The following is a 16,112-nucleotide window of genomic DNA, read 5'->3' as shown; positions in this document are numbered from 1 at the left end:
CGCAGGGGGCCGTCGGGCAGGCCGGATCAGGCGTGTTCCAGCGGGAAGGCTCCTCGGTGGCCGGTGCCCGCGCCGTCGGCCGGCCGCATCTCGAACTCGCGGCAGCTCCAGATCTCCTGGACGAACCCGGACCGCCGGTCCCACAGGTCCAGGACGTCGTCCTCGCCCGCCGAGCCCCGGTAGGCGTCCTTGGCCCCCCGGAAGCAGGCGAGACCGCCGGAGAGGCCGCGGCCGGGGGCCGGGAAGTAGTCGGAGAAGGCGCAGGCGATACAGGTCTGGATCCGGATGGAGTCCGGGAGGATCCGCTGGACGGCCGCCAGGGCCATGGCGAAGTCGCGTTCGGCGCGGGCCGATTCGTACACCGCGCCGTCCAGATGGAGGGCGAGGTGGAGGTCCGGGTCGCTCCGGCGCAGCGAGAGCAGGCAGCTGAGCGTGGCGTGGCGGAGCGCGCCCGCGACGAGGACGGGCAGCGGCAGGTCCCACTCCAGTACGCAGTCGGTGAGCGCGCCGTCCGCGAGGGCGAACATGCCGCTCTCCGGCGGTATGCCGGCGACCGGTCCCAGGTCGTCGAAGCTCTCGCCCTCGAAGTCGACCCCTCTGATCCGGATCCGGAGCTGCTGTCCGTCCGTGGTGAGAACGACGGCGTCGGAACCCTTGGTGTCCCGGTACCAGCCGGCCCACGACTCATCTGTCATGAGCAGGGACTGTAGCCCCTGCCCGGAACGGCTCCCGTACCACCCTCCGTAGTGGTTCAACCAGCCTGGGGTTCACGCCACATGGGGTACATGGGCGGGCCGTCCGGCAGGTCGACGGCGCGGCCGAGGAAGCGGAATCCGAGCCGCTCGTACAGCGTCCGGCTCCGGGCGCTGCTGGCCTCCAGATAGGCCGGCCGCCCGTCCCGGTCGCAGCGCTCCAGCTCCGCCCCGATCAGCTCCGCGCCGATGCCCTCGCCCTGGCGGTCGGGGGTGACGCCGATCATCAGCAGGTAGGCGTGCGCACGGTCGTGCGGGTGAATCGCTCCGGTCAGCCTGCCCACCAGTTCGCAGCGCTCGTTGTCGGGGTCGGCGGTCCGCCGCATCAGGGCGGGCGTGGGGTCCTCCTCCTCGGGGGCCCCGGCGGGCACCGGCAGCCACAGGGCCACCGCGGCTCCGTCCTCGGCGATGTCGATACGGCCCTCGGCGAGGGCCACGTCGACGAAGACGCCGAGGAACTTGCCGTGCACCGCGCGCCGGTGGTCCTCGTCGGGGAACACCCAGCTGCTGACCGGGTCGTGGTGGAACGCCTCTTCCATGACCGAGACGACCAGTCCCCGGTCCCGCTGCTCCGCCTGCTGGATCCGTATGCCCATGACCGGCCGCCGCCTCTCCGTTGCTTCCCTTCAACCAACCTCCGGAATACTAGAGTTGAGCAGGCGGCGCCGGTCACGCGAGGTGGCTCAGCTGGTCCGCCGGGTGACGAACTCGGCCAGCGCCAGCAGGTCGCCCGCCGCGCTCGGGTCGGGAACCGCCCGGGAGAGGTGGTGGACCGCGCGGGCCATCCGGTCGGCCGCGCAGACCTGGGCCCAGTCCCGGCCACCGGCCCGGTCCACCGCGTCGGCCGCGCGGTCGACCTCGCCGGACGTGGTCATGGGCCCTCGGTAGAGCGCGGCGAGCTCCGCAGCGGCCGGGGTGCCCGAGGTGAGGGCGGCGACCACGGGCAGCGACTTCTTGTGGGCGGCCAGGTCGGCCCCGACGGGCTTGCCGGTGCGGTCCGGGTCGCCCCAGATGCCGATCAGGTCGTCGATGAGCTGGAACGAGAGCCCGGCCTCCCGTCCGAACCCGTCCATCGCGCGGACCGCCCGGTCCTCCGCCCCGGCGTAGAGGGCTCCGAGCGCACAGGCGCAGCCGAGCAGGGCGCCGGTCTTGGCGGTGGCCATGGCGAGGCATTCGTCGAGCGTGACCTCGTCGGGGCCGCGCTCCTCGAAGGCGCAGTCCGCCTGTTGTCCGGCGCACAGCTCGATGACGCAGGAGGAGAGGCGGGCGGCGGCGCGGGCGGCGGCCGGGTGCGGGTCCTCGGCGAGCAGCCGCTGGGCGAGGGCGAGCATGGCGTCGCCGGTGATGATGGCGTCCGGGATGCCGAAGACCGCCCAGGCGGTGGGCCGGTGCCTGCGGGTGGTGTCCTCGTCGATGACGTCGTCGTGGAGCAGGGTGAAGTTGTGGGCGAGCTCGACGGCGACGGCGGCCCGGACCGCGCGTTCCGGATCGCCGCCCAGCGCACGGGCGGCGGCCAGCACGAGGGCCGGCCTGATGGCCTTGCCCGCCTGGCCGGCGGCGGGGGTTCCGTCGGCGTTCTGCCAGCCGAAGTGGTACATCGCGATCCGGCGTATGCCGCCGGGCAGCGACTCCACGGCCGATCGCAGATGTGGGTCGACGACGGCGCGGGTGCGCTCCAGGAGCGCCGCGGCCTCGTGCCCTTCCGTCGCTGCGTCCGTACTGGTCATGGTCACGGTCACTCCCTGGGGCGAGGCGATGGGTGCGGGACCCGGGGGTCCGGGCGGCAGCTGCCGCCCGGACCCCCGGGGTGACTCGGGATCAGCGCCAGCGGCCGACCTCGACGTTCTCCAGCACTCCGAGGGCGTCCGGTACCAGGATGGCGGCGGAGTAGTACGCCGTCACCAGGTAGGAGATGATCGCCTGCTCGTCGATGCCCATGAAGCGGACCGAGAGGCTCGGCTCGATCTCGTCGGGGATGCCGGTCTGCTGGAGGCCGATGACGCCCTGCTCGGCCTCGCCGGTCCTCATGCAGATGATGGAGGTGGTACGGGCGTCGGTGACGGGGATCTTGTTGGACGGGAAGATCGGCACCCCGCGCCAGGCGGGCACGTGGTGGCCGCCGATGTCGACGCTCTCCGGGACGAGTCCGCGCCGGTTGCACTCGCGGCCGAAGGCGGCGATGGCCTTCGGGTGGGCGAGGAAGAGCTTCGATCCGCGGCGGCGCGAGAGCAGCTCGTCCATGTCGTCCGGGCTGGGCGCCCCGTCGTGCGGCTGGAGCCGCTGACCGTAGTCGCAGTTGTTGAGCAGTCCGAACTCCCTGTTGTTGATGAGCTCGTGCTCCTGGCGCTCGCGCAGCGCCTCGACCGTGAGCCGCAACTGCTGCTCGGTCTGGTTCATCGGCTGGTTGTAGAGATCGGCGACCCGGCTGTGCACCTTCAGCACCGTCTGGGCGACGCTCAGTTCGTACTCGCGCGGCGCCGCGTCGTAGTCGACGAAGGTGTGCGGGACGACCGCTTCCCCCACATGGCCGGCGGAGAGGTCGATCTCCGCCTCGCCGTAGTGGTTGGTCCGCTGATGCGGAATGGAGAGCAGCCCGGCGAGATGGCTTCGCAGCGAGTCCGCGCGCTCCGCGAGGTTGAACACATCGGCACGGCTCAGGGTGAGCAGCGTGCACGGGGTGGCCGCGCGGGCCGTGTACTCCCAGACGGCGTCGCCGTCGACCAGGCCCTGGTCGCCGAAGTACGCGCCGTCGCCCAGGACTCCGAGCTCCGTCTCGTCGCCGTAGGGTCCGGCGCCGATCTTCTCGACCCTGCCGTGCGCCAGCAGGAAGACCCGGTCCGCCGCGTCCCCCGATGCGGCGAGCACCTCCCCCGCGGCCACGTCCCGCTGCTCGCACCTGCGGGCGAGCTCGGCGAGGACCTCCTCGTCCCCGAAATTACGCAGAGCGGGCAGTTCTCCCAGCTCGGCGGGGATCACGGCCACCCGGTCCCCGGTCTGGACGAACGTCACCCGGCCGTCACCGACCGAATAGCTGAGCCGACGGTTCACCCGGTACGTACCGCCCTGTACCTGCACCCACGGCAGCATCTTCAGCAGCCACCGCGAGGTGATCTCCTGCATCTGCGGCGCGGACTTGGTGGTCGTCGCGAGGTTCCGCGCAGCTGCCGTCCCCAGACTCTGCTGCGGCGGCGCCTGCGTGTCGCGAACCTCTTCACCAACGGACATCTGACGTCCTTTCGATCATGGGCTGACCTGCGTGCAAAAGCCTTTCAGCAGGAGGACCGGCCCGCCATTACACAAAAGAGTGCGACTAATCCGCCTTCGGGCGGGGCACGTTGATCCCCGTCGCCGGGCGGACCACTTAATTTGCATCCCCCATGCCACTTATCTACGCTGACCCCATGCGGTTGACGAGATTCACCGACGTGGCGCTCCGCGTCCTCATGCGGCTGGCGGTCGCCGAGGGCCAGGAGCCGCCGACCACCCGCGAGGTGGCGGCCGCCATGCGGGTCCCGTACACGCACACCGCGAAGGTCGTCGCCCGGCTCCAGCACCTCGGCCTCCTCGACGCCCGGCGCGGCCGGGGCGGCGGGCTCACCCTGACCTCCGCCGGCCGCTCCGCGTCGATCGGCTCGCTCGTGCGGGAGCTGGAGGGCCCGGAGGAGGTCGTCGAGTGCGAGGGCGACACACCCTGCCCGCTCCGCTCCGCCTGCCGGCTGCGCGGGGCCCTGCGCGAGGCCCAGGAGGCCTTCTACGCGGCGCTGGACCCGATCACCGTCACCGACCTCGTCGCCTCCCCCACCGGCCCGCTACTGCTGGGCATCGGCAGCGGCCCGCCGCCCGACTGAGCCCGGCCCACCCCGAAGCTGCCCCCGCCCGCCTTCCGGCCCGGCCAGTACGTCTCCGTACAGGTCGAACTCCCGGACGGAGCACGCCAGATACGCCAGTACAGCCTCTCCTGCGCCCCCGGCTCCCGGCTGCGGTCGATCACCGTGAAACACGTACGCGGCCGGGCCACGCCCGACGGCGAGGTCTCCCGGCACCTCCACGAGCACACCCGCGCGGGCGACCTGCTGCGCGTCTCCGTCCCCTACGGGGACCTGGTGCTCGACCACCTGGACGCGCCGCTGCTGCTGGCCTCGGCCGGCATCGGCTGCACCCCGATGCTGGAGTACCTCGCGCAGGAGGGCCACCGGGGCCCGGTCACCGTCGTGCACGGCGACCGCTCACCGGCCGACCACGCCCTGCGCACCGACCACGTCCGGCTGACGGAGAAGCTCCCGGACGCCGAGGCGCACTTCTGGTACGAGACCCCGGAGGCCGGTCACCCCGTGAACCGCACCGGCCTCGTCGACCTGGCCGGCATCACCGTACGGCCGGGCACGCACGCCTATCTGTGCGGCCCGCTCCCCTTCATGCGGGCCGTCCGCGCCCGGCTGCTCGAGGCGGGGGTCCGGCCGGCCGACGTCCATTACGAGGTGTTCGGCCCGGACCTCTGGCCGGCCGCATCCTGAAACGTCGCCGGCACGAAGGGCGGACGACAATGGGCGGGTGAACAGCCCGCCCGACCACCCGCCCCGCCTCGACGCCCTCCTGCGGCCCCGGGTGCCCTCCCCGCTGCTGGACGTCCAGGACGAGCGCTTCGCGCGGCACGGCGTGACGCTGCTCCTGAAGCGGGACGACCTGATCCACCCGGACCTGCCGGGCAACAAGTGGCGCAAGCTCGTCCTCAACCTGGAGGCCGCCGCCGGGCGCCCCGTGCTCACGTTCGGCGGCGCGTACTCCAACCACCTCCGGGCCACCGCGGCGGCCGGCCGGCTGCTCGGGTTTCCCACCATCGGCGTGGTCCGCGGCGACGAGCTGGCCCACCGGCCGCTCAACCCGTCGCTCGCCCGGTGCGCGGCCGACGGCATGCGTCTGCACTTCGTGGACCGTACGACGTACCGCGCGAAGGCCTCCCCCGAGGTCCTGGAGGGGCTGCTGAGCCGGTACGGGGACGTGGAGGTCATCCCGGAGGGCGGCAGCAACGCGCTGGCCGCACAGGGCTGTACGGCGCTGGGGCGCGAGCTCGCCGGAACGGCCGATGTGGCGGCCGTGGCCTGCGGGACCGGCGGCACCCTGGCCGGACTCGCCGCCGGCCTGGACCCCGGGCAGCGCGCCCTGGGCGTCCCGGTGCTGCGCGGCGGCTTCCTCGGGCGGGAGGTGGAGCGGCTCCAGCGCGAGGCGTTCGGCGGCCCGTCCGGCAGCTGGTCGCTGGACGAGCGCTTCACCTTCGGCGGCTACGCCCGCTCCACCCCGGGGCTGGAGGCCTTCGCCGCGGACTTCGAGGACCGGCACGGACTGCCCGTGGAAGGCGTCTACGTCGCCAAGCTGCTGTTCGCGCTGACCGCGCTGGCCGAGGAGGGGGCGTTCGAGCCGGGCGCCCGGGTGGCCGCCGTGATCACCGGCACCCCAGAGACGCCGCCCGCGCCGCTTCAGGAGTCGTCCGTCTCCCGGTAGGCGGCCGCCTCCTCCAGATCCAGCCGGCGCAGCAGCGTACGCATCATCTCGTCGTCGATCCGCCGCTCGTCCCGGAGCCGGACGAAGACCTCGCGCTCGGCCTCGATCATCTCCCGCGACAGCCGCCGGTAGGTGTCGTCCGCCGACTCCCCGGTAACCGGGTCGGCGGCGCCCAGGCGCTCCCACACGGCGTTGCGGCGGCGCTCCAGCACGCTGCGCAACCGGTCGGCCAGCGGCGGCGGCAGGCTGCTGTGCGGGTCGGCGAGCAGCTCGTCCAGACGGGCCTCGGCGGCCGCGGACGCCTCGCTCTGGGCCTGTGCCTCGATCAGCGTGACGGTCTGCGGATCGGGGCCCGGCAGCTTCAGTACGCGGACGAGGACGGGCAGCGTCAGGCCCTGGATCACCAACGTGCCGATGACGGTGGTGAAGGTCAGGAACAGCACCAGGCTGCGGGCCGGGAACGGTTCGCCGTCGTGCGTGACCAGCGGGATCGAGAACGCGACGGCGAGCGAGACGACCCCGCGCATCCCGGCCCAGCCCACGATCAGCGGCGCGGTCCAGTCGGTGCCCGGCTCACGCTCCCGGACGCGGCGCGAGAGCCACCGGGGCAGATAGGTGGCCGGATAGACCCAGACGAAGCGGACCACGACGACGGCCAGGAAGACGACGACCGCGTAGCCGAGCGCCTCCCACACCCCGAACGCGCCGAGCCCCTTCAGGACGAAGGGCAGCTGGAGCCCGATCAGGGCGAACACCGTCGACTCCAGGATGAAGGCCACCATCTTCCAGACGGCCGCCTCCTGAAGGCGGGTGGCGAAGTCGACCTGCCAGGAACGGTGGCCCAGATACAGGGCGACGACGACCACGGCGAGGACACCGGAGGCGTGCACCCGTTCGGCCGCCGCGTACGCCACGAAGGGGATCAGGAGGGACAGCGTGTTCTGGAGGAGCGCTTCCTTGAGATGCGTACGCAGCCAGTGCAGCGGCACCATCAGCAGCAGCCCGACACCGACCCCGCCGACCGCCGCCAGCAGGAACTCGCCGATCCCGGCGCCCCAGCTCATCCCCTCCCCCACCGCGGCGGCCAGCGCCACCCGGAAGGCGGTGATCGCCGTGGCGTCGTTCACCAACGACTCGCCCTGGAGGATCGTGGTCACCCGGGCGGGCAGCCCGACCCGGCGGGCGATGGCGGCGGCCGTCACGGCGTCCGGCGGGGCGACGACCGCCCCCAGGACCAGGGCGGCGGTCAGCGGCAGGTCCGGGATGATCCGGTAGGCCAGCCAGCCGACCGCGACGGTGGCGAAGAGGGTGTAGCCCACGGAGAGCAGGGCGACCGGCCGGACGTTGGCCCGCAAATCCAGGTAGGAGCTGTCCACGGCCGCCGTGTAGAGCAACGGCGGAAGCAGCAGCGGGAGCACGATGTGCGCGTCCAGGTGGTACGTCGGCACGCCCGGCAGATAGCCGGCCACGAGCCCCACGGCGACCAGCACGAGCGGGGCGGGCACCGGGGTGCGGCGGGCCGCGCCGGCGACCGCCGCACTCGCCGCGACCAGGGCCACCAGCGGCAGCGCGTCCATCCCACCGTCCTCGGATACGTCGTAATCTGCCCATCATGAGCGAGTGTGCGCATGTAGCGGATCTGCCACGCCCCGAGCCCGTGCCGCTCGGCGAGACCTGTCCCGAGTGCCTGGAGGCGGGCACCCACCCCGTGCAACTGCGGCTCTGCCTGACCTGCGGGCACGTCGGCTGCTGCGATTCGTCGCCGCTGCGGCACGCCACCGGACACTTCCGGGCGACCGGTCACCCCGTGATGCGGAGCTTCGAGACGGGCGAGAGCTGGCGCTGGTGCTTCGAGGACGGTTCGATCGTCTGACGCCTGGGTACGTCAATGCGGCGCTGGTTCTTCGTAATTGGACGCCGCAGACCCCTAGCCACTGTGCGTACTCATGGGCTTACCATGAGTGACGGTCGGGGTATGGGGTCCGTACGACACGGCATCATGGATCCGATAACGTCGCCGAGCCGAAGAACCGTCGACGGACCGCATGGCTCCGGGCCACCCTTCCCGGAACCTCGAAAGAGTTTGTGCCACCTTGGAGGTGAGGGTGTCCCAGATCGCAGGCGAGCCCGGGAATCAGGACTTCGTAGAAGTCCGGCTGCCCGCTGCGGGTGCCTACCTGTCGGTGCTGCGAACGGCCACGGCCGGTCTCGCAGCGCGTTTGGACTTCACTCTCGACGAGATCGAGGATCTTCGCATCGCGGTCGACGAGGCCTGCGCGATCCTGCTCCAGCAGGCCGTGCCGGGCTCCGTCCTCAGCTGCGTCTTCCGTCTCGTCGACGACTCCCTCGAAGTGACGGTGTCGGCGCCCACCACGGACGGCCGGGCGCCCGAGCGCGACACCTTCGCCTGGACGGTGCTCTCCGCGCTGGCCGGCAAGGTCGACTCCACGGTCGCCGACGACCGTACGGTCAGCATCAGCCTCTACAAACAGCGCGGCGCGGGCCCCGGGCCGGCGTGAGCGACGGGAACGGGGACGGTCCTGTGCGGGACGAGACGATCCGATCCGGGGTGGTGCGCCCAGCAGGCATCCCGGAGCAACAGGCCCGGCCGCATCCGGTGGACGGAGCGGACGGGCCCGAGAGCCTCAACGTCGCGGTGGAGCAGCAGTCGCAGGCAGAGCGGGCGGGCCAGATGAGCGAGCACGGGCACCACGATCCACACGACCGCAGCGGGGCCCGGGCCCTGTTCTTCGAGCTGCGGGAGCTGCCCGACGGTTCGGCGGAGAAGGCCGAGCTGCGCAACCGGCTGGTGCGGATGCATCTGCCGCTGGTGGAGCATCTGGCGCGCCGCTTCCGCAATCGGGGCGAGCCGCTGGACGACCTGACCCAGGTCGCCACGATCGGGCTGATCAAGTCCGTGGACCGGTTCGACCCGGACCGGGGCGTGGAGTTCTCGACGTACGCCACCCCCACGGTGGTCGGCGAGATCAAGCGCCACTTCCGGGACAAGGGCTGGGCGGTGCGGGTGCCGCGCCGTCTCCAGGAGCTGCGGCTGTCGCTGACCACGGCCACCGCGGAGCTCTCCCAGCAACACGGCCGCTCGCCGACGGTGCACGAGCTGGCCGAGCGGCTCGGCATCTCCGAGGAGGAGGTGCTGGAGGGCCTGGAGTCGGCCAACGCGTACAGCACGCTCTCGCTGGACGTGCCGGACACGGACGACGAGTCGCCGGCGGTCGCGGACACGCTGGGCTCGGAGGACGAGGCGCTGGAGGGCGTGGAGTACCGGGAGTCGCTCAAGCCGCTCCTGGAGGACCTGCCGCCGCGCGAGAAGCGCATCCTGCTGCTGCGCTTCTTCGGGAACATGACCCAGTCGCAGATCGCCCAGGAGGTCGGCATCTCGCAGATGCACGTCTCGCGGCTGCTGGCCCGCACCCTGGCGCAGCTGCGTGAGCGGCTGCTCGTAGAGGAGTAGCCCGCGGGCTCAGGCCTCGGGGGTCGTCCTGGGCCCGCGGCGGATGCCCAGGATCTGGGTGGTCGCCGGGTTCAGGACGAGCACGAGGCCGGTGACGGCGACCGCCGCCAGGACGATGCCGGTGGGGATGAGGGCGCCCTGTGAGCGCAGCAGCGTCCAGGCCACCGGCAGCGCCATGATCTGGGTGATCAGCGCGGGCCCCCGGCTCCAGCTGCGCAGCAGCAGCAGTCCGCGGGCGGCGATCAGCGGGATCGCGCCGAGCGCGATCAGGGTGATCCCGACCGTCTCGGCCTGCTGCGTGCTCTCCAGCTTCCCGAGCACCCCCATGATCAGCAGATAGACGCCGCCGACGGCGAGCGCCACGCCTTCGAGGGCGTTGACCCCGGCGAGGACGGTGATCCTGGTCGGGCGCTCCGCTGCGGAGGGCGACGGCGTGGAGGGTGTCTGCTGAGTGCTCACGCCTTTCAGGTTGGCATCCCCGGGGCCCGGAAGTGAAGCCGGGGTGCGCGGGGGCCCACCCGTTCGGCGGTGGACCGGGGCGGGCCGTCACGCTCCGTCACCGGGCCCGAGCGCAGCGAACCGGGACTTCAGCGCCGAACCGCCCGGTAGGTAGGCTGACCGTCATGCGCGCACTCCTCGTGGTCAACCCAGCTGCTACCACCACCAGTGCCCGCACCCGTGACGTGCTCATCCACGCGCTGGCCAGCGAGATGAAGCTGGAGGCGGTGACCACCGAGTACCGGGGGCACGCACGCGACCTGGGGCGGCGGGCCGCGGACAGCGACGACATCGATCTGGTGGTCGCCCTCGGCGGCGACGGCACGGTGAACGAGGTCGTGAACGGGCTGCTGCACCGGGGCCCGGACGTGGACAGCCTCCCGAAGCTCGCCGTGGTCCCCGGCGGGTCCACCAATGTCTTCGCGCGCGCCCTGGGGCTGCCGAACGACGCGGTGGAGGCGACCGGCGCGATTCTGGACGCCCTGGAGAACCGGACCGAACGCACGGTTGGTCTGGGCCTGGCCGCCGGCACTCCGGGAACCGAGGACGAGTCCGTTCCCGAACGCTGGTTCACTTTCTGCGCCGGTCTCGGATTCGACGCCGGAGTCATCGGCCGGGTCGAACAGAAGCGCGAGCACGGGAAGCGTTCGACGCATGCCCTGTACGTACGCCAGGTGGTGCGGCAGTTCCTGAACGAGGCCCACCGCAGACAGGGTCAGATCACGCTCGACGTGCCCGGCCAGGAGCCGGTGACCGACCTCGCGCTCTCCATAATCTGCAACACCGCCCCCTGGACCTACCTGGGCAATCGCCCGATGTACGCCTCTCCGAAGGCCTCCTTCGACACCGCGCTGGACGTCCTCGGACTGAAGCGTCTGTCCACCCCGGCGGTGGCCCTCTACGGCACCCAGCTGCTCACTTCGAGCCCCGAGAAGGGGCCGCGCGGCAAGCACGCCGTTTCACGGCATGACCTCACGGACTTCACCTTGCATTCAAAGGTCCCACTGCCCTTCCAGATGGACGGTGACCACCTGGGACTGCGTACGAGCGTGACGTTCACAGGCGTACGCCGTGCACTGCGTGTGATTGTGTGAGTGGAAGGGCCGAAAGTCCTTTAACTCGAACGTTTGGACTGGGTCCCACCCCCAAGAAGTGCGCCTGTGACCTAGTCGACACCGAGGAATCAAAAAAAACTTTCCAGAAGGGGTTGTATCCGTCGCTGAGGTTTGGGAATCTCTTCATGGCGATCGGGACGGCCCGCAACACCGGCCTCCACTGAGAGCCAGAACCCCTCCTCACCATCACAGACCACACCCAGTCCATCTGGGGGTCGGCCCGTCATCTGCGGGGGGATTCGTGAAAGCGTTCACATTCACAAGCAACAAGCGTGTAATACCAAGGAGAGGTAGCAGCCATGGACTGGCGTCACAACGCCGTTTGTCGTGAGGAAGACCCCGAGCTGTTCTTCCCCATCGGCAACACCGGTCCTGCGCTGCTGCAGATCGAGGAAGCCAAGGCTGTCTGCCGCCGCTGCCCCGTCATGGAGCAGTGCCTGCAGTGGGCGCTCGAGTCCGGCCAGGACTCCGGCGTCTGGGGTGGCCTCAGCGAGGACGAGCGCCGCGCGATGAAGCGCCGCGCCGCTCGCAACCGGGCGCGCAACGCAAGCGCCTGAGCGAGAACCGCACCAAGCCTCAGCCCGGCGGCGCGTACAGAGCGTACGCACAGCCCCGCCTTCGAGTCGCAGCGCGCAGTACCCCGAAGCGCATCGCAACGTGAGCATCACGGAGCGGGCCCGGACCGTCACCACGGTCCGGGCCCGCTCCGCTGTGTGCGCTCGCCCTGTCCTACTTGTCGCCGCTGACCGGGAGGTCCAGCACCACCTGCGTGCCGCGCTCGGGGGCCGGGACCATGCCGAACGTGCCGCCCAACTCCCCCTCCACCAACGTCCGTACGATCTGGAGCCCGAGGTTGCCGGCCCGCTTCGGGTCGAACCCCTCGGGCAGGCCGCGTCCGTCGTCGGTGACGGTGATCAGCAGCCGCCCTTCGGTGGGCGATCCACCGCGCACGGCGGAGACCTCCACCGTCCCGTGGTCGGCCACGGCGAAGGCGTGCTCCAGGGCGTTCTGCAGAACCTCCGTCAGCACCATGGAGAGCGGGGTGGCGACCTCGGCGTCGAGGATCCCGAAGCGTCCGGTGCGCCGGCAGGTCACCTTGCCCGGGGAGATCTCCGAGACCATCGCGATCACCCGGTCGGCGATCTCGTCGAACTCGACCCGCTCATCCAGATTCTGGGACAGCGTCTCATGGACGATGGCGATCGAACCGACGCGCCGGACCGCTTCGTTGAGCGCCTCGCGGCCCTGCTCTGAGTCCATCCGGCGGGACTGGAGGCGCAACAGGGCGGCCACCGTCTGGAGGTTGTTCTTCACCCGGTGGTGGATCTCCCGGATGGTCGCGTCCTTGGTGATCAACTCGCGCTCGCGGCGGCGCAGTTCGGTGACGTCCCGGAGCAGGACGAGCGAGCCGATGCGGACGCCCTTGGGCTTGAGCGGGATGGCCCGCAGCTGGATCACGCCGCCCGCGCACTCGACCTCGAACTCCCGGGGCGCGTAACCGCTGGCCACCTTGACCAGGGCCTCGTCCACCGGCCCCCGGGACGGGGCCAGTTCGGCGGTGGTGGTGCCGAGATGGTGGCCGACCAGGTCGGAGGCGAGGCCGAGGCGGTGGTAGGCGGAGAGGCCGTTGGGGCTGGCGTACTGCACGATCCCGTCGGCGTCGAGCCGGATCAGACCGTCGCCCACGCGCGGGGAGGCGTCCATGTCGACCTGCTGGCCGGGGAAGGGGAAGGACCCGGCGGCGATCATCTGGGCCAGGTCGGAGGCGGACTGGAGGTAGGTGAGCTCCAGCCGGGAGGGGGTGCGCACGGTGAGCAGGTTGGTGTTGCGGGCGATGACGCCGAGCACCCGGCCCTCGCGGCGTACGGGGATGGACTCGACCCGTACGGGCACCTCCTCGCGCCACTCCGGGTCGCCCTCGCGCACGATCCGGCCCTCGTCCAGGGCCGCGTCCAGCAGCGGGCGGCGGCCGCGCGGCACCAGGTGGCCGACCATGTCGTCCTGGTAGGAGGTGGGCCCGGTGTTGGGGCGCATCTGGGCGACGGAGACGTACCGCGTGCCGTCGCGGGTCGGGACCCACAGCACGAGGTCGGCGAAGGACAGGTCGGAGAGCAGCTGCCACTCCGAGACCAGCAGATGGAGCCACTCGAGGTCGGTGTCGCTCAGAGCGGTGTGCTGGCGGACGAGGTCGTTCATGGAGGGCACGTGTGGAGCGTACCTGTGGTCACCCGGGCCGTTCGAACCGATCGGCCCGGCGGGCCGTGCAGTGGGTACGACGATGGACAGGCGCGGCGCCCCACCGGAGAATGTCGTGCACATGGATGGACACGGGCAATTGGTCTAGTCCACAATGTTCATCAAGACCTCCGCTCTCCCCGCACAGGAGAGTGGACCGAGGCACCCGGCGCTCTCTGCCCTGACCGCGCCGGTGCCTCCAGTGGCCGGAGGCACCGCACACCGCCGGCCAGGTAGCTCCGGGCTGCGGTGCCGGACGGGCTGAGGGTCCCGTCCTGGCGCCGCGGCCCGCGGGTGTTTCCGGGCCGTACGCCTCCGGTCCTCAGCGGGTCTCGGTGACCTTGGCCAGGGCGCGGGGCGCGTCGGGATCCTGGCCCCGGGCGATCGTCACCTCGTACGCCAGCATCTGCAGCGGCAGGATCTCCAGGATCGGCTGCAACTCCTCCGGGACGCCCGCCGTGGGCAGCGAGAAGCCGGCCGACGCCGCCTCCACCTGGGCCTTGGGGCCGACCACGAAGAGATCCGCGCCGCGTCCGCGCAGCCGGTCCAGCACCGGCTGGAGGGCCTCGCCGCCCCGGCCGTCGGTGACCACGGCGATCACCGGGGAGATGTTGTCGACCATCGCCAGCGGGCCGTGCAGCAGATCCGCGCCGGAGTAGGAGAGAGCCGGGATGTAGCTGGTCTCCATGAGCTTCAGGGCCGCTTCCTTGGCCGTCGGGTAGCCGTAGCCGCGCGAGGTGATCACCATCCGCTCCGCGAAGCGGTAGCGGGAGGCCAGCGCCTTGACCTCGGCCCGGCGGCCCAGGATCGCGCCCGCGAGGTCGGGCAGGCCCGCGGCGGCCGCGGCGCCGTCCCGGCCGCCCAGGCCCTCCACGAGGAGGTAGAGGGCGAGGAGGGAGGCGGTGTACGTCTTGGTGGCCGGCAGCGCCTTCTCCGGGCCCGCCAGGATGTCGATGTGGTACTCGGACACGGCGGCGAGCGCGGAGTCCGGGTTGTTGGTGACGGCGAGCGTGACGGCCCCGGCCTCCCGGGCGGCCCGCGTGGAGGCCACCAGGTCCGGCGAGCCGCCCGACTGGCTGACGGTGACCACCAGGACGTCCCGCAGATCGGGCTTGGCCCCGTAGGCCGTCGTGGTGGACATCGAGGCCAGTCCGCAGGGCAGACCGAGGCGGATCTCCAGCAGGTACTTCGCGTACAGCGCCGCGTTGTCCGACGTACCCCGGGCGGTGAGCAGCACGAACCGGGGCTTCCGGGCGGCGATCTCGGCGGCGACCTCGTTGATGCGGGGCGCGCCCTGTTCGAGGATCCGGCGCAGCATCGCGGGCTGCTCGGCCATCTCGCCGGACATGATGCGGCCGGGCTCGTCGCCCTGGCCGCTCCGGTCGGCCGGAGGGGTGGCGGACATGTGGGGGCCTCCCTGCGCTGTCGGCGTACGGGACGGCGCGTGCGCGGGGGGTGCGCGATCCGCGCCGTACCGGACAAGTCGACCAGGCAATGCGGTGGCCCGCCAGCGGGCCGGGGCGTGCGGGGCCGGGGGTGCGGTCCGGGTGCGGCCGATGGGCGGACTGTTCACCGTACGGCTGCTCGATTCTGCTAAATTGGGAACTTGATTGGTCTATACCACCGGCTCCCCTAGTCAGATCGGCAGGCACAGCGTGGAAGTTGTCATCGTCCCGGACGCCACGGCAGGCGGCGAACTGATCGCGGAGGCCATCGTCGCCCTGCTCGGCCGCAAGCCCGACGCCCTGCTCGGCGTTGCCACCGGCTCGACCCCGCTGCCCATCTACCGCGCGCTCGCGTCGAAGGTCGCCGCCGGCGCGGTCGACGCCTCGCGCGCCCGGATCTGCCAGCTCGACGAGTACGTCGGGCTGCCCGCGGGCCACCCGGAGTCGTACCGCTCGGTGGTGCTGCGCGAGGTCGTCCAGCCGCTCGGGCTCTCCGAGGCCTCCTTCATGGGCCCCGACGGCTCGGCCGAGGACGTCCAGGCGGCCTGCGAGGCGTACGACCGGGCGCTGGCGGAGGCGGGCGGTGTCGACCTCCAGCTCCTGGGCATCGGCACGGACGGGCACATCGGCTTCAACGAGCCGTGCTCCTCGCTCGCCTCGCGCACCCGGATCAAGACGCTGACGCAGCAGACCCGGGTCGACAACGCGCGCTTCTTCGACGACGACATCGATCAGGTGCCGCACCACGTGATCACGCAGGGCATCGGGACGATCCTGGACTCCCGGCACCCGATCCTGCTGGCCACCGGTGAGGGCAAGGCGGAGGCCATCGCCCAGACGGTGGAGGGGCCGGTCGCCTCGATCGTGCCGGCCTCGGCGCTCCAGCTGCATCCGCACGCGACGGTGGTGGTGGACGAGGCCGCGGCGTCGAAGCTGAAGCTGGCGGACTACTTCCGGGCCACGTATGCGGCGAAGCCGGAGTGGCAGGGGCTGTAGGTCCTGCCGCCTGCCGTGCACGGCCGAGGGCCGGGACGCCTTGACGGTGTCCCGGCCCTTCGCCGTCGTGCCGCCCGTCCGGCGAGAGGCTTGTCCTCAA

16 protein-coding genes and 1 pseudogene are annotated in these 16,112 nt (G+C 71.6%); 9 read left to right on the top strand and 8 right to left on the bottom strand.

Annotation, left to right across the window (positions count from 1 at the left end; all coding sequences use genetic code 11):
* Positions 1-26: 26 nt before the first annotated feature.
* The 4 genes from G3I54_RS15095 to G3I54_RS15080 all read right to left on the bottom strand — a co-directional run bounded on the left by G3I54_RS15095 (position 27) and on the right by G3I54_RS15080 (position 3,977).
* On the bottom strand, positions 27-695 hold the full coding sequence (locus tag G3I54_RS15095) for a DUF6304 family protein (protein ID WP_164614966.1): 669 nt from the start codon (positions 693-695) through the stop codon (positions 27-29).
* 56 nt (positions 696-751) lie between these two features.
* Entirely contained in the window at positions 752-1,348 is a 597-nt protein-coding gene (locus G3I54_RS15090; RefSeq protein WP_164614964.1) for a GNAT family N-acetyltransferase, read from the bottom strand.
* Between the two features lie 87 nt (positions 1,349-1,435).
* Positions 1,436-2,479 carry a family 2 encapsulin nanocompartment cargo protein polyprenyl transferase gene (locus G3I54_RS15085; RefSeq protein ID WP_164614962.1) on the bottom strand — a complete coding sequence of 348 codons (1,044 nt, stop codon included), beginning with the start codon at positions 2,477-2,479 and terminating at the stop codon, positions 1,436-1,438.
* 91 nt (positions 2,480-2,570) lie between these two features.
* On the bottom strand, positions 2,571-3,977 hold the full coding sequence (locus G3I54_RS15080) for a family 2B encapsulin nanocompartment shell protein (protein WP_164614960.1): 1,407 nt from the start codon (positions 3,975-3,977) through the stop codon (positions 2,571-2,573).
* Between the two features lie 176 nt (positions 3,978-4,153).
* On the opposite strand from G3I54_RS15080, the gene G3I54_RS15075 reads away from it, so the two are divergent.
* From G3I54_RS15075 to G3I54_RS15065, 3 genes and pseudogenes are all read left to right on the top strand, one after another.
* The gene (locus G3I54_RS15075; RefSeq protein WP_164614958.1) at positions 4,154-4,600 is read left to right on the top strand and encodes an Rrf2 family transcriptional regulator; all 447 of its coding nucleotides are present in this window, start codon (positions 4,154-4,156) and stop codon (positions 4,598-4,600) included.
* Positions 4,601-4,627: 27 nt separating this feature from the next.
* Positions 4,628-5,266: pseudogene (locus tag G3I54_RS15070) on the top strand (hemin transporter); the annotation flags it as partial.
* A gap of 37 nt (positions 5,267-5,303) precedes the next feature.
* Positions 5,304-6,251: a pyridoxal-phosphate dependent enzyme gene (locus G3I54_RS15065; protein ID WP_164614956.1), complete on the top strand. Its 948-nt coding sequence runs from the start codon at positions 5,304-5,306 to the stop codon at positions 6,249-6,251.
* Here the strand turns inward: G3I54_RS15065 and G3I54_RS15060 are convergent.
* The gene (locus G3I54_RS15060) at positions 6,227-7,828 is read right to left on the bottom strand and encodes a Na+/H+ antiporter (RefSeq protein ID WP_164614954.1); all 1,602 of its coding nucleotides are present in this window, start codon (positions 7,826-7,828) and stop codon (positions 6,227-6,229) included. The genes G3I54_RS15065 and G3I54_RS15060 overlap by 25 nt on opposite strands.
* Positions 7,829-7,863: 35 nt before the next feature.
* On the opposite strand from G3I54_RS15060, the gene G3I54_RS15055 reads away from it, so the two are divergent.
* The 3 genes from G3I54_RS15055 to G3I54_RS15045 all read left to right on the top strand — a co-directional run bounded on the left by G3I54_RS15055 (position 7,864) and on the right by G3I54_RS15045 (position 9,723).
* Entirely contained in the window at positions 7,864-8,124 is a 261-nt protein-coding gene (locus tag G3I54_RS15055) for a UBP-type zinc finger domain-containing protein (RefSeq protein ID WP_137231779.1), read from the top strand.
* Between the two features lie 232 nt (positions 8,125-8,356).
* The gene (locus G3I54_RS15050; RefSeq protein ID WP_003966375.1) at positions 8,357-8,770 is read left to right on the top strand and encodes an anti-sigma regulatory factor; all 414 of its coding nucleotides are present in this window, start codon (positions 8,357-8,359) and stop codon (positions 8,768-8,770) included.
* 23 nt (positions 8,771-8,793) lie between these two features.
* On the top strand, positions 8,794-9,723 hold the full coding sequence (locus G3I54_RS15045) for an RNA polymerase sigma factor SigF (protein ID WP_103510529.1): 930 nt from the start codon (positions 8,794-8,796) through the stop codon (positions 9,721-9,723).
* A 9-nt stretch (positions 9,724-9,732) separates the two neighbouring features.
* Here G3I54_RS15045 and G3I54_RS15040 read toward each other — a convergent pair whose 3' ends face one another.
* Positions 9,733-10,182, bottom strand: a complete 450-nt coding sequence (locus tag G3I54_RS15040; RefSeq protein WP_164614951.1) for a hypothetical protein — start codon at positions 10,180-10,182, stop codon at positions 9,733-9,735.
* Between the two features lie 164 nt (positions 10,183-10,346).
* On the opposite strand from G3I54_RS15040, the gene G3I54_RS15035 reads away from it, so the two are divergent.
* Positions 10,347-11,315, top strand: coding sequence for a diacylglycerol kinase family protein (locus G3I54_RS15035; protein ID WP_164614948.1), 969 nt, complete (start codon positions 10,347-10,349; stop codon positions 11,313-11,315).
* A 320-nt stretch (positions 11,316-11,635) separates the two neighbouring features.
* Positions 11,636-11,893 (top strand): WhiB family transcriptional regulator, encoded by a 258-nt coding sequence (locus G3I54_RS15030; RefSeq protein ID WP_003953983.1) that lies wholly within the window; start codon positions 11,636-11,638, stop codon positions 11,891-11,893.
* Between the two features lie 172 nt (positions 11,894-12,065).
* Here the strand turns inward: G3I54_RS15030 and G3I54_RS15025 are convergent, their stop codons facing one another.
* Complete coding sequence (locus tag G3I54_RS15025; RefSeq protein ID WP_164615026.1) at positions 12,066-13,532, bottom strand: PAS domain-containing sensor histidine kinase; 1,467 nt, start codon at positions 13,530-13,532, stop codon at positions 12,066-12,068.
* A 361-nt stretch (positions 13,533-13,893) separates the two neighbouring features.
* Complete coding sequence (locus G3I54_RS15020; RefSeq protein WP_164614946.1) at positions 13,894-14,976, bottom strand: SIS domain-containing protein; 1,083 nt, start codon at positions 14,974-14,976, stop codon at positions 13,894-13,896.
* A gap of 250 nt (positions 14,977-15,226) precedes the next feature.
* Between G3I54_RS15020 and nagB the strand changes: the two genes are divergently transcribed.
* Positions 15,227-16,012 (top strand): glucosamine-6-phosphate deaminase, encoded by a 786-nt coding sequence (nagB, locus tag G3I54_RS15015; RefSeq protein ID WP_164614944.1) that lies wholly within the window; start codon positions 15,227-15,229, stop codon positions 16,010-16,012.
* Positions 16,013-16,112 lie beyond the last annotated feature (100 nt).

The sequence above is a fragment of the Streptomyces sp. SID14515 genome (genome assembly GCF_010548505.1).
GTDB lineage: Bacteria > Actinomycetota > Actinomycetes > Streptomycetales > Streptomycetaceae > Streptomyces > Streptomyces caviscabies.
The sequence above is the reverse complement of the archived record's forward strand: the minus strand, read 5'-3'. Positions and strand labels throughout refer to the sequence as shown.

Excerpts from the sequence above, each read along its gene's own strand:
- G3I54_RS15095 (WP_164614966.1), bottom strand. The coding sequence starts at position 695 with ATGACAGATGAGTCGTGGGCCGGCTGGTACCGGGACACCAAGGGTTCC.
- G3I54_RS15090 (WP_164614964.1), bottom strand. The coding sequence starts at position 1,348 with ATGGGCATACGGATCCAGCAGGCGGAGCAGCGGGACCGGGGACTGGTC.
- G3I54_RS15085 (WP_164614962.1), bottom strand. The coding sequence starts at position 2,479 with ATGACCAGTACGGACGCAGCGACGGAAGGGCACGAGGCCGCGGCGCTC.
- G3I54_RS15080 (WP_164614960.1), bottom strand. The coding sequence starts at position 3,977 with ATGTCCGTTGGTGAAGAGGTTCGCGACACGCAGGCGCCGCCGCAGCAG.
- G3I54_RS15075 (WP_164614958.1), top strand. The coding sequence starts at position 4,154 with ATGCGGTTGACGAGATTCACCGACGTGGCGCTCCGCGTCCTCATGCGG.
- G3I54_RS15060 (WP_164614954.1), bottom strand. The coding sequence starts at position 7,828 with ATGGACGCGCTGCCGCTGGTGGCCCTGGTCGCGGCGAGTGCGGCGGTC.
- G3I54_RS15055 (WP_137231779.1), top strand. The coding sequence starts at position 7,864 with ATGAGCGAGTGTGCGCATGTAGCGGATCTGCCACGCCCCGAGCCCGTG.
- G3I54_RS15035 (WP_164614948.1), top strand. The coding sequence starts at position 10,347 with ATGCGCGCACTCCTCGTGGTCAACCCAGCTGCTACCACCACCAGTGCC.
- G3I54_RS15030 (WP_003953983.1), top strand. The coding sequence starts at position 11,636 with ATGGACTGGCGTCACAACGCCGTTTGTCGTGAGGAAGACCCCGAGCTG.
- G3I54_RS15025 (WP_164615026.1), bottom strand. The coding sequence starts at position 13,532 with ATGAACGACCTCGTCCGCCAGCACACCGCTCTGAGCGACACCGACCTC.
- G3I54_RS15020 (WP_164614946.1), bottom strand. The coding sequence starts at position 14,976 with ATGTCCGCCACCCCTCCGGCCGACCGGAGCGGCCAGGGCGACGAGCCC.